Origin of the sequence: Paenibacillus sp. FSL L8-0502 (genome assembly GCF_038593055.1) — a bacterium.
GTDB lineage: Bacteria > Bacillota > Bacilli > Paenibacillales > Paenibacillaceae > Paenibacillus > Paenibacillus polymyxa_D.
Genome location: NZ_CP151958.1, coordinates 4,197,793 through 4,211,204, shown reverse-complemented (window position 1 = coordinate 4,211,204; position 13,412 = coordinate 4,197,793). Strand labels below are relative to the sequence as shown.

Genomic DNA, 13,412 nt, shown 5'->3' with positions numbered 1-13,412 from the left:
AATAGCGTGTTATTCGGAATTTTATATTGATTTTTAATTGAATAAGAGCATCGTTAGTTTGCTCGATTTTTGTATAAAATAGTCGCTATGATTTGACGTAGCGGCTATTTTTTTGTCTTTTTTATGAAAACGTAATTACGTGTGTTGTTCTGATATAGTGGGTTGTCCCCATATAGGAATCATACATAATCCAGCGCGGTTTTTCGACTAATTTCTATAGCTACAGGTCATATTAAGAAGAATTATGCAGGTATAATATCTTCCTGGATAATTTAAATTTAAATGTTGTCATCAACGTTCATGACGAAAGTACGTTTTCATTTCGTTGATGAAGATAGCGCTGTCATTTAGTATGAATTTTAAGAAAAGGTAGTGATGCTTACCTACAAGGAGGATTTGAATATGAGTACATTGGACGCAAAGCCAAGTTCAAAAGGAGGCACTCGTGTCGCCGTACAGCGTTTTGGCCGTTTTCTTAGCGGTATGGTTATGCCCAATATGGGAGCCTTTATTGCGTGGGGGTTGATTACGGCACTCTTTATTCCGACCGGATGGTTCCCGAACGAAGGTTTTGCACAGTTGGTTGATCCGATGAAAAATTATTTGTTGCCGCTGCTGATTGGTTATACAGGGGGCACGATGATTCACGGACAGCGTGGAGGTGTGATCGGTGCCATCATGACGATGGGTGTCATAGTAGGAGCCGATATCCCGATGTTCCTGGGCGCGATGGTAGCTGGTCCGCTGGCTGCGTGGATATTGAAGAAGTTCGACAAGGCCATTGAAGGCAAAGTCAGATCAGGCTTTGAAATGCTGGTCAATAATTTTTCGGCCGGGATTATCGGTGCCATTCTAGCACTGCTTGCCCATGTGGCGATCGGCCCGGTTGTACAAATGATCAGTCAAGTGTTGTCGGCAGGGGTACAGTTCCTCGTGAACGCGGGGCTATTGCCGCTTGTCAACCTCATTATTGAGCCCGGAAAAGTATTATTTTTAAACAACGCGCTGAATCACGGAGTATTGAGTCCGATTGCGTTGGAGGAAGCTGCAAGAACAGGCAAATCCGTACTGTTCATGCTGGAATCCAACCCTGGGCCGGGGCTTGGTATTTTGCTGGCCTACTGTCTGTTCGGCAAAGGCTCTGCGAAGTCGTCAGCTCCTGGCGCAGTCATCATTCATTTTTTCGGCGGGATTCATGAAATTTATTTCCCTTATATTTTGATGAAGCCGATTCTGATTCTTGCAGCTATAGCTGGCGGTGTTGTGGGAACCTTCTGTTTCATGTTGACAGGTGCCGGACTGGTTGCTGCTCCTTCACCGGGTAGTATCATCGCCTATTTTCTAATGACGCCAAAAGGTGGATATTTGCCAATGCTGAGCGGGGTGATCGCTGCTGCGGTCGTATCCTTTGCTGTTGCAGCAGTGTTACTCAAGACAGGTAAGCAACAAGAAGAGGGGCTGGAGGAAGCTGCATCTCGCCTGAAAGATATGAAAAATCAAAGCAAGAGTGCCAGTGCTAACGCCACTGTAATGGAAGATAACCACGAATCTGATCGTGCTGCCGAGATTGTCGCAGATCGAACGCTCAAGGATAAATCCGAAGTGAACAAGATTGTCTTTTCCTGTGATGCAGGTATGGGTTCAAGCGCGATGGGTGCCTCGATTTTACGCAAAAAAATGAAGCAGGCGGGCGTAGGCGTAACAGTTACGAATACGGCAATCAGTGAAATTCCACAGGATGCGGATATTGTCATTACGCAAAAAACGTTGACAGACCGGGCTAAAACAGTAGTCCCGAATGCTGAACACATTTCCATTGACAATTTTCTGAAGAGTCCTGAATACGAAGCGCTGGTTGAACGTCTGAAATCCGATTCTTAATCCCCGTCATAGTCAGGCGGACTGTATGCAGTGTACGTCTCCTGCTGGAGGGATGAGCTTGGGAAGGAACGGTATGCGCTTATGAATATTACGAAACGACAACGTGACATCGTGGAATATCTTCTGGAGCAGTCCAAAGAGGTTACTGCCGGGGAAATTGCCACGAAGATCAATGTCAGCACAAGGACGGTTCATCGGGAACTGGGCGCAGTCGAGCATTGGCTGGCAACTCATGAGGTGAAGCTGGAGAAAAAGTCAGGGATTGGTATCTGTATAGATGCAGACCCAGCTCAGCTTGTATGCCTGCGAAAGCAATTGCTGTATACGAATCCAGACGAATATTCGGCTGAGGAGAGAAAGATCGTGGTTCTCTGCATGCTGCTGGATACACGGGAGCCGATCAAGCTGCTGGCGCTGGCTTCAGATCTGAAAGTCACGGTAACTACGGTCAGTCATGATCTGGACGAATTACAAGACTGGATCGGAGATCGAGGGCTCGTGCTTGTCCGCAGACGGGGATATGGTGTCGAGATTACCGGACGGGAGATAGACAAAAGACGGGCGATTTCCGAGCTGGCCCTCGAACATTTGGATGAATCTGATCTGTTTTCCAGCCAGGGAGAGGTTCGTTCTGTGACTCGTGTCTCCGACAAATTGCTGGAGATGATTGGCAGAGGGAACTTGCTGATCGTGGAAAAGGCCCTCTGGCAGCCCCATGAAAAGTGGCTGGAAAACATGGTGGAAAGCAAATATATGGAGTTGCTGATTCAGATTTGCGTTTCGCTGGCACGTCTACGACTCGGGTATGTTATGGATCCTCTTCTCTCCTATTTAAAAACAGATTCGGATGAGAATATCATGCTGCGTACAGCTATGGTAGAACGCATATGCACAGAATTGTCAGCGGCGCTGGATATTAACTTTCCGGACCCGGAACGATCTTATTTCAGGCTGCTGTTCCGTGATGCCGAGGATCATTCTACCCGGCTGCTGCCGCTCGATGATCTTGTACTGCTGGAGTCGGTTCATGAGTTGATTCGTCGTGTGGAGGAAGAAACAGGCACGCCATTGGAAGAGGACCGTGTTCTGCGTGAAGGACTGATTGCCCATATGGCTCCGGTATTCAAACGTTTGAAGGAAGGCAAGTCGATTCGTAATCCCCTCCTTCAGCAAATCCGCAAGGATTACAGCAGCTTATTCGACTCAGTGAAAAAGGCTGCGGCGGACATGACAGAAATGAAAGTCCCTAATGAAGAGATCGGATTTCTGGTCATGCATTTCGGCGCTTCGCTGGAGCGGCTGCGACAATTGCGGCGGGAGGTGCGGGCCATCGTAGTCTGCACGAGCGGCATTGGTTCATCCAGACTTCTGGCAACAAGGCTCGCCAAAGAGCTGCCACAGATCAAAATTGTGGATAGGGCCTCATGGTACGAGGCGGCGCGGATCCCCAAGGAGGATTATGATCTGATCATTTCGACAGTAGAGCTACCGCTTGAACCAGATCGCTATCTTAAGATCAGCCCGCTGCTGACGCAGGAGGAGAGTGATCGCCTGCGTCAATTTATCCAGCATATTACACTCAATCATCCCGATGACCATCAGCAGGAACAGGTCGTTCAGCCCGGTCAGGACATGGAGTGGCTTACCGGTCTGCGGAAAAGTCTCGATGAAATTGTACACATTGTACAGCAATTTCAAGTGTATCCGCTGGAAAATCAGGAGATGGATATGGCGGCGACCGTAGAGGCTATATGCATGTTGGAGGCGGGGCGGGGGAATGTTACAGAGCCTTCTGCGGTTGCTGCACAACTCATGGAAAGAGAGCGCCAAGGTAGTCAGGTGATCTCTGATACCTCCATTGCTTTAGTTCATACGCGCAGCCACTACATTCGAAAGCCTTCGCTTACCTTGTATAAGCTGGCAGAGCCGCTGTTGGCGGATACAGGCGAACAGGTAGAATGCGTGCTGCTCATGTTGGGACCTCGTGAGCTGCCGAGAGAGAGCTTGGAGGTATTGAGCGAGATTAGTGCATTACTCTTGCAGGAAGACATGGTTACGCTACTGGAACACGGTAGCAGGGATCATATTGTCAATTATATATCGAGTGAGCTAGCTGAATTTTTCCACAGTAAATTAGGGACAGGGAGGAACCTACCGTGAGTATTATGACGATAGACAAAGTAAAAATGAATGCAACCGCCAAAGACAAATATGAGGCGATTCGTATGGCTGGACAAATCCTGCTGGATGCAGGACATATTTCAAGTGAGTACATTGACAAGATGCTGGAACGCGAGGAGATCGTGTCCACCTATATCGGGAACGGGCTGGCTATTCCACATGGCACCAAGGAATCCAAGACGCTTATTCAATCCACAGGCATTTCCATCGTCCAGTTTCCGCAAGGCGTAGATTTTGGGGAAGAAAAAGCATACATGGTAATCGGCATTGCAGCACAAGGCGGCGATCATATGGAGATTTTGACGAGTATTGCTGTGGTGTGTGCAGAGGAAGAAAACATGGAGAAACTTCGCAACGCGGTGACCCCACAGGAAATTATAGATCTGTTCGAAAGTGAGCTGGAGCTATGAGAGCCGTCCACTTTGGAGCAGGAAATATCGGTCGCGGCTTTATCGGATTGATTCTGTCGCGTGCAGGCTATGAGGTTGTCTTTTCAGATGTCAACGACACCCTTGTATCCGAGTTACGCCGTCGTAAACAATACACCGTAGAATTAGCCAATGATACAAAGGATACGGAGCTGGTCACGAATGTGACGGCGATTGACGGCAAGGATGCAGCGGCTGTAGCCGATGCGGTAGACCACGCAGATCTGGTAACGACCGCGGTAGGGGTCAGCATCCTCAAGCACATAGCAGCAGGTATTGCGGAAGGAATCAAGCGGCGGGTAGAGCGAGGAGCAAGGCCGCTACATGTGATTGCCTGTGAAAATGCAATCGGAGGTAGTGCGCAACTGAAAGAGCATGTTTTTGCGCTATTGGATGAGGCGACCCGTGCCAAGGCTGAGGCTTCGGTGTATTTTCCAAATGCTGCCGTAGACCGGATTGTGCCGATCCAGCAACACGAGGACCCGTTACATGTGCAGGTAGAGCCTTTTTATGAGTGGGTGGTGGATCGTTCGCAAATGGCATCTGAGCATGAAGAAATCGAAGGTATCCTGTACGTGCAGGATCTAGAGCCTTACATTGAACGAAAGCTGTTCACGGTAAATACGGGACATTGCGTGGCAGCTTATCTTGGTTATACCGCAGGTTATGCTACCATTCAGGAGGCCATGAAGGATAGCAAGGTGGTGGATTCGATACAAGGGTCACTGGAGGAAACGGGAGCGGTGCTTGTGAAGCGCTTCGGTTTGAATCAAGAGGAGCATAGGAAGTACATCTCTAAAATTTTGGATCGCTTCCGCAACCCTAATCTAATAGACGATGTTACTCGGGTCGGACGTTCACCATTACGCAAGCTGTCTCCCAATGACCGTCTTGTACGTCCCGCGCTCCAAGCGCAGGAATATGGCATTCCGACGGATCATCTGGCGTTAGGAATGGCTGCTGCCTGTAAATTTGATATTACGGAAGACCCCGAGGCAGTCGAGCTTCAGCAGGTGATCCGCAACGAAGGGCTGGGTGTGGCGCTGACGCGTTATACTTCCATAACCGCAGACCACCCGTTACATCGGCAGATATTGGAGCAATATGATATTATAAATTCATAAAACAACCGATTACTAACATTAAATTTCGATAATCCTCTTGAAGACAAAGCATCCACATCAACACTAGCGTGTTCTGTAGAGATGTGCTTCAAGAGGATTTTTATATGCGTGATTTACATCACATAACAACCTGCTTAAATTGTTTATATTGATAATGATTATCATTATCTATAAAATGAAACCATTACTATTATAACTATTAGGGAGGATTATAGTGAAACCGATCTATATTACCTTAGGGTTTTTATTTTTAGCGCTTGGAGTTATTGGTGTAGTGCTACCGTTGCTACCGACTACACCGTTTCTGCTGCTCGCGACCTTTTTCTTTATGCGGGGGTCCGAAAGGATTCACCAGTGGTTTTCGAATACCTCTCTGTACCAAAAGCATCTAGAGAGTTTTGTTCAAACAAGGTCGTTGAAGCTGTCTACGAAAATCACGACATTGGGCTTAGCGTCAACGATGCTGATTATAGGCTTTATTTTCACCCCTAATGTGTGGGGCAAAACGCTCATCGTCTTGGTCATCCTTTTTAAATATTATTACTTTATATTCCGAATCGGAACAGTGAGAAACGCTGCAGCAAAAATAACACCATCATCTTCACCTGCACCTACTCCAAAAAAAAAGTCTAAAATGGTCGACAGCCGTCTGCTCGGTCTAGTGGAACATTCTCGAAAATATATCGTATGGGGTGTGCTTGTGCAGTGGATCGGTCTTTTGGGGAGTATAGCCGCTGTGTTGTCTATGGCCTTTGTTATGCAGCAGGCATGGGAAGGACAAGTGACTCGCAAGCTGATTCTATCTATGACGGTCATTGTTATTGCTGCTATTGCAGTTCGCTGCCTGAGCAATTATGCAGCCAGTATGTTATCCTATCGTGCTTCGGTAAATGCTAAAAAAACGCTGCGCTCGCAAATTTACAGCAAGTTGCTGAAGATAGGGCCCGCATATACAGATCATACCTCCACCTCGGGGGTTATTCAGGTTGCTGTAGAAGGGGTAGAGCAGCTTGAAACCTATTTCGGTAGATATATGCCTCAGCTATTTTACAGTCTGCTTGCCCCTGTAACGTTATTCATTACCCTCTCTTTTGTCAGCTTCAAAGCAGCCATTATACTATTGATCTGCGTTCCCTTAATTCCAGTGTCGATCATTGTCATTATGAGGATGGCTAAAAAGCTTTTTCGGAAATATTGGGGTAGTTACGTCAATTTGGGCCACAGCTTTTTGGAGAATGTGCAAGGTCTGACTACGCTCAAAATGTACGGAACAGACCAGGATAAACATCAGGAAATGAACACAGCAGCTGAAGATTTTCGCAAAATGACGATGAAAGTGCTGACTATGCAGCTTAACTCCGTGGCCATTATGGATCTTATCGCATTTGGTGGTGCCGCTGCGGGTGTACTGGTCGCGGTAAGCGAATATTCTTCTGGACGAATTGGCTTGGCAGGAGCAATCATCATTGTTTTGCTGTCGGCAGAATTTTTTATTCCTCTGCGTCTTCTGGGTTCTTACTTTCATATCGCCATGAACGGAATGGCTGCAAGTGACAAAATATTCCAAATGTTGAGCACAGAGGACCTTATACAAGGACAAAAAAGCATAGAAACCACAGATATTCGACTGGAACAGGTGAGTTTCGCCTACGACGAAAGAGATACCTTACGAAATGTATCCATGGATATTCCCCAGGGCAGCTTTGTATCCATTGTTGGGGAATCAGGCTCTGGTAAAAGTACGGTAGCCGGATTGATTGTTGGGCATCACGAGGGGTATCGAGGAAGCCTGACGATTGGAGGAACCGAGCTTACCGATATTTCGGAAAAAAGTCGCATGCGTCATATGACCTGGATCGGTTTTAACAGCTATATTTTTAAAGGCACCGTGGAAGAAAATTTAAAAATGGGCAATGAGCACGCGGATGAGCAACACATGCTGGAAGCTTTGCGACAAGTGAAGCTGTATGATTTTATCCTCTCAGAAGGAGGTCTGGAAGCAGAACTGGAAGAGCAGGGAGCCAATCTGTCAGGAGGACAGCGCCAACGGCTAGCACTAGCCAGAGCATTGCTGCATGATAGTCATGTGTACATTTTTGACGAGGCCACCTCTAACATTGACAGTGAAAGTGAGGAAGGCATTATGGAGATTATACATGCGCTGGCAGGTCAAAAAACAGTGATTCTTATCTCTCACAGACTGGAAAACGTAGTCCAATCCGATTGTATCTATGTGCTGCAAAACGGTTTGGTGGCAGAATCCGGAACGCACCATGAGCTGTTGAGCCAGCAGGGGCATTATGCGGAGATGTATCTCAGTCAACACCGGGTAGAGCAGTTTGTAAAAGGAGGGGCTGTATATGCGTAGACACGGATTACGGATCATGGGCCAATTATTGGTATTGGCGGGACCTCTTTTACCTGTGCTGCTCATCACGATTGTTACAGGAGTGCTTGGTTTTGTTTGTGCTATTGGCATTATAGTGTTTGGAGCCCTGGCTCTGCTTACAGCAACGGGCATCACGACAGGCTACACCCTATCGTTTTTGCTGACGACGATCGTGGTTTGCGCCGTACTGCGCGGCGTATTCCGTTATGGCGAGCAAATGAGTGGTCACTATCTCGCTTTCAAGCTGCTGGCTGTACTACGTGACAAGGTGCTTCAAGCCCTGCGAAGACTCGCTCCAGCCAAATTGGAAGGCAAGGACAAGGGAAATCTGATCTCACTCATTACAAGTGATATTGAGTTGCTGGAAGTATTTTATGCGCATACGATAGCTCCTGTTATGATTGGCATCATCACCTCACTGCTCATGGTGTTTTTTATTGGTTCTTATGAGCCTCTGCTAGGCTGGCTTGCTGCGCTTGCTTACCTAACTGTCGGTTTATTTATTCCTCTGCTCACGTCACGTATGGGCAAGCGTCAGGGGATGGAATACCGCAGCAGCTTTGGCAAGCTGAGCAGTTATTTTTTGGACAGCTTACGGGGGATGAAGGAAATTGTGCAATATGGACAAGGAGAACAACGTTTGAATGAGATTAACCGTCGTACGGATCAGTTGGATGCCAAGCAGAAGGACTTGAAGCATCATGAAGGCATCACAAGAGCCATCACAGATGCGGCTGTAGTTGGATTCTCATTCTTGATGCTGCTGGCTGGATTGTACGGTATGTCTAATGGTCAGGTTGACTTTACAGGTATGCTGATTTCTGTCATTGCCCTGTTTAGTTCATTTGGTCCGGTCATCGCACTAAGCAATCTGTCCAACAATTTGCTTCAAACGCTGGCGAGCGGGGAACGAGTGTTGAGTCTATTGGAGGAAACTCCGGAGGTAGAGGAAAATATCGACGGGATGAGTGTCGCCTTTACTGGGGCACGAGTAGACAAGGTGACTTTTTCATACGATGGTCAAACGGTGCTGAATGATGTAAGTCTCATGATACCGCATCAGCGGATTTTAGGCATTCAGGGTAAAAGCGGCTCTGGCAAGTCTACACTGCTAAAGTTGCTGATGCGATTTAGGGACCCGCAGCAAGGTGCAATTTTGCTATCCGGACACGATCTGAAGGAAATTGGGACCCGACATTTGAAAGGCTTACAGAGCTATGTCGACCAGCATACGTTCCTGTTTGATGATTCAATTGCAGCTAATATCAAAATCGGAAAGCCTGATGCTACACATGAGCAGATTGTGGAAGCAGCGCGTAAGGCATCAGTGCACGATTTTATTATGACTTTGCCTCAGGGGTATGACAGCCGAGTTGGAGAATTGGGGGACAGGCTGTCTGGTGGAGAACGTCAACGCTTGGGGCTGGCCAGAGCCTTTGTCCATGATGCGCCTCTCTTACTGCTCGACGAGCCTACCAGCAATTTGGACAGCCTGAACGAGGCCATTATTTTAAAATCGTTAAAGGAACAGCAGCAAGATAAAACGATTGTCCTTGTTTCGCACCGAAGTTCTACCATGCGGATTGCTGATGATATTTTTCAAATGGATAATCGAAGACTGTCCTGACTTTTCTAACTATTGTTATATCCTAAGGGCAAAAGTTGTAGCCTGTTCATGGTATTGTCATAAAATGGAGTGTGTGTTGAAATGGAAGCGTCATCCTTATTTAAATCATCCAGCTTTTCAAGCTTGTCTTATTTTGTTAGCCTATTAGGTGAAGATTTTATAAAATCCTAAGGTATATTGACAAGTCATAAACATCATAAATGATGGATGAACAGAGGCTGTAAGCCGATGTACAGAAATGGGTGGTGAACAGAAATGTCAGATTTCAATCAGCTTAAAGAGCTTGAACACACAAAATATCCCATATATGAAGGCTATGATTTGGGTCTTACTTATACGCCTGCGGGCAGCAAGTTCAAGGTATGGGCCCCGACTGCGAAGCAGGTCCATATAGCGTTGTATAGCGATGCGGGGGCGTACGATCAGGAGGGGAACGTTCAGGAGCACGGCGGGGGCCAGGAATTTCTCATGATCCGTGATGATCAAGGGGTATGGTCTATAGAGCTGGAAGGTGACTGGAACAAATATTATTACATGTACAGGCTGGAGTGGGCGGACAACACTGTTCATTATGCTGCCGATCCATATGCCACAGCGGTATCAGCCAACGGGCAACGTACAGCGATCATTGATTTGGCTCAAACCAACCCGGATGGATGGGAATTGGATGCGGGGCCTACCCTTAAGCGGCCGACGGATGCCATTCTCTATGAGGTTCATGTGCGTGATTTTTCGATGGATACCTATTTTAATACAGGGAAAAAAGGCTTATCTGCTGCTCAGGGACGGTTTGAGGCCTTTACGTATACGGGATTGAAGGATCCTGAGGGGAACAGTATCGGGCTGGATCATCTGCTGGAACTGGGCATTACACATGTTCATTTGCTTCCAGTAGCTGATTTTCATACGGTGAATGACTTTGCGGAATTAGATACTGAATATAACTGGGGCTATGATCCCCAGCATTATAATGTGCCGGAGGGGTCTTATTCTTCCAATCCGGCTGATCCGGAGGCACGTATACGAGAGCTGAAACTGCTGGTACAGTCTTTGCATTCTGCCGGCATCGGTGTCATTATGGACGTTGTATACAACCATACGTATTCGGTGGAACAGGGGCCATTTGAGCCTGTTGTACCTGGATATTATTACCGCACGGATGAACAAGGGCAGCTCACCAATGGATCAGGTGTAGGCAATGAGGTGGCAACCGAACGTCCGATGGTGCGCAAGTATATCAAGGATTCACTACGCTATTGGGCAGAGGAATATCATATAGACGGCTTTCGATTTGATCTGATGGGTCTGATTGATACACCAACCGTGGTGCAGCTTACGCAAGAACTTCGCTCTGAAGTGCGTCCGGATCTGCTGATCTATGGTGAGCCTTGGACGGGAGGAGAATCTCCACAACCCTTGCTTACGCTAAAAGGAACACAACGGGACAAAGGCTTTGCTGTTTTTAACGACAACTACCGTTCTGCTATTAAGGGGGATAGCGACGGTACTGGAAGCGGGTTTGCCACGGGGGCAGAACATCAGGAGGAGCAGGTGCTCAAAGGTGCTTTTGGGGCTATTCATGATTTCACAGCTCAGCCATCGGAGACCGTCAATTATGTAACTGCCCACGATAATCTCAATCTGTGGGATAAAATTTTGACGGTAAGACATTTGCGGGAGCACTGTCGTTTTCCACAATGGGAGCAGGGGAAGCCACAGGATGGGAGGACACCTGAACATGCTGTTGCCGAAGCAGATCCGTATGGGGAACTGGATGAAAATAACCTGCTAGAGGACGAAACCGTGCGCAAGTCCCTGTTGGCCAACGGCATGGTACTCACATCTCAAGGTATTCCTTTTATTCATGCAGGGGATGAACTGTTGCGCTCCAAATATGGAGACCACAATAGTTACCGGAGCTCAGATGTGGTCAATGCCATTCATTGGGATAACAAGGCGAGGTTTCGCCCCGTGTTTGATTACTACCAAGGCTTAATTGCTTTGCGACGCAGCCACCCAGCATTCCGAATGGACCAACGTGAGCTGGTGGAGCAGCACATGGAAGTGCTGCAAAGCAGTGGGCATGTGGTGGCCTTTGCTTTGAGGCACCATGCTAACGGCGATGCCTGGAATCATATTGTGGTGATTTATAACGGCTCGGATACGGAGCAGACGATAGTATTGCCTGCGGAATCGGATCGTTGGCATGTGGTCGTGGACGCACACGGGGCTGGTAATGAGACACGGTATGAAGTCGTAGGCCATCGTGTAACTGTATCGCGCTGGTCAATGATGGTGTTATATGATCAGGAAGAACCTGCACGAGTCTCCTTTTTGACTGAACAAGATCAGGCTAATCGTCAGGCGGAGAACGAATTGGAAGACTCGGATGAGGGAACAGATCAAGAAATTGCAGGTACAGCCATGGCTTTGACAGATGTGCAGCTTGGAAACGATAATGAAGTCGCTCCATTTCGTACGATTGAACTGATCTACGAGCGTACGGATCGGCAATACACTGGCTGGAACGTATGGGTATGGGGAACTGGGCATCGCGACGGACATGTCGAATTTCGGGATTTGGATGACGGTCGTGCAATAGCGCGTATTCAGGTGGCTCCTGATATACAGCGAATTGGCTACATTGTCCGGCTTAATCACTGGGATGCCAAGGATGTTGAGGCAGATCGATATATTGATATAGACCAGAACCAGTCTGTGATGCAGGTACTGATTCATAGTGGCAGAGAAGAATATTTGTTACTGGTAAATGATAATCGGGCCGGTTAGACTTGCGTGCTTGGTTGCGTATATACACAAAAATAGCATTTTTCGATCATTTCGAGAAATGCTATTTTTTTATGCAAACGTGTGTCAGTTTCAGAAAAAAGGGGTAAAATAGAATTATGGACTTGTTTAGTTTTGCCAGCTAGCTGGCTTACATCCTGTAGTACGACTGGTAAACAGGCAAGATTCTTGGAGGAAAATCATTTGTAAGGTAACCTGAAGGAGGTTGTATATCATGAGTTCTAATGGAGGAAGTATTCAACTGACCGCCCAGCCGAGAACAGAGAAGAAGGGTTCGGCCATTCGTGGATTGAGGTTAAAAGGACGGATTCCAGCTGTGGTTTACGGCTCTGAGCTTGAAGGAACCCCTGTACATGTCGATGCCAAGGAATTTAATAAAGTAGTCAAAACCGGACGTTCAGAGGTGTTTAACCTCACAGTAGAGGGTGGAGAAACCATTCCAGTTATTATTAAAGATTATCAACAGCGTGATAACCAATGGTTGCATGCCGACTTTCTGAAAATCTCCAAAAACAAACCGCTTCGCGTGCGTGTTTCTATTGATTATCAGGGTACACCTGCAGGTACAAAAACAGGCGGTATTCTGCAAGTTCAGGAAACGGAAGTTGAGGTCGAAGGTCTTCCGGCTGATTTGCCACCTACCATTGAGGTGGATGTATCCGCGCTGGATGTTGGCGACAAGCTGAGCGCTAGCGACTTGAAACTCCCTAAAGGAGTAACACTGCACGTCCCTGAAGAAGAACTGCTTGCTTCTATTATCGTTCCACGTGCAGTTGAAGTAGAAAATGCTGCTGTGGAAGGTGATGCAGCGGCAACCGAAGGCGCTGAAGAGGCTTCTGAAAACAAGGAATCCTAATATTATCAGTGGTACATGAACCTTTTCCAATTGCAAAGATCATCAAAAATGAATTCAAAATCGCTCCCTGTCAGGGGGGCGATTCTTTGCATTCATTTATTTACAATTACATACTCTT

At 47.2% G+C, this 13,412-nt stretch carries 8 protein-coding genes; all 8 read left to right on the top strand.

What is annotated here, in order from left to right; genetic code table 11:
* The first annotated feature begins 402 nt into the window (after positions 1 to 402).
* The 8 genes from NSQ57_RS18260 to NSQ57_RS18225 all read left to right on the top strand — a co-directional run bounded on the left by NSQ57_RS18260 (position 403) and on the right by NSQ57_RS18225 (position 13,294).
* Positions 403 to 1,881 (top strand): PTS mannitol transporter subunit IICB, encoded by a 1,479-nt coding sequence (locus tag NSQ57_RS18260; protein ID WP_340956525.1) that lies wholly within the window; start codon positions 403 to 405, stop codon positions 1,879 to 1,881.
* An 81-nt stretch (positions 1,882 to 1,962) separates the two neighbouring features.
* Entirely contained in the window at positions 1,963 to 4,041 is a 2,079-nt protein-coding gene (locus NSQ57_RS18255; RefSeq protein ID WP_342425131.1) for a BglG family transcription antiterminator, read from the top strand.
* Positions 4,038 to 4,472 carry a PTS sugar transporter subunit IIA gene (locus NSQ57_RS18250; RefSeq protein ID WP_165149651.1) on the top strand — a complete coding sequence of 145 codons (435 nt, stop codon included), beginning with the start codon at positions 4,038 to 4,040 and terminating at the stop codon, positions 4,470 to 4,472. Before NSQ57_RS18255 ends, NSQ57_RS18250 begins: the two co-directional genes overlap by 4 nt.
* A complete protein-coding gene (locus NSQ57_RS18245; protein WP_342425130.1) occupies positions 4,469 to 5,614 on the top strand; it encodes a mannitol-1-phosphate 5-dehydrogenase in 1,146 nt (381 codons plus the stop codon). The genes NSQ57_RS18250 and NSQ57_RS18245 overlap by 4 nt, the downstream gene beginning before the upstream one ends.
* 214 nt (positions 5,615 to 5,828) lie before the next feature.
* Entirely contained in the window at positions 5,829 to 7,982 is a 2,154-nt protein-coding gene (locus NSQ57_RS18240; protein ID WP_340886192.1) for a DUF454 family protein, read from the top strand.
* Entirely contained in the window at positions 7,975 to 9,630 is a 1,656-nt protein-coding gene (locus NSQ57_RS18235; RefSeq protein WP_340932917.1) for an ABC transporter ATP-binding protein, read from the top strand. The genes NSQ57_RS18240 and NSQ57_RS18235 overlap by 8 nt, the downstream gene beginning before the upstream one ends.
* A gap of 255 nt (positions 9,631 to 9,885) precedes the next feature.
* Positions 9,886 to 12,420: a type I pullulanase gene (pulA, locus tag NSQ57_RS18230; protein ID WP_029515691.1), complete on the top strand. Its 2,535-nt coding sequence runs from the start codon at positions 9,886 to 9,888 to the stop codon at positions 12,418 to 12,420.
* Positions 12,421 to 12,652: 232 nt separating this feature from the next.
* Positions 12,653 to 13,294, top strand: a complete 642-nt coding sequence (locus NSQ57_RS18225; protein ID WP_342425129.1) for a 50S ribosomal protein L25 — start codon at positions 12,653 to 12,655, stop codon at positions 13,292 to 13,294.
* The last annotated feature ends 118 nt before the right edge of the window (positions 13,295 to 13,412 follow it).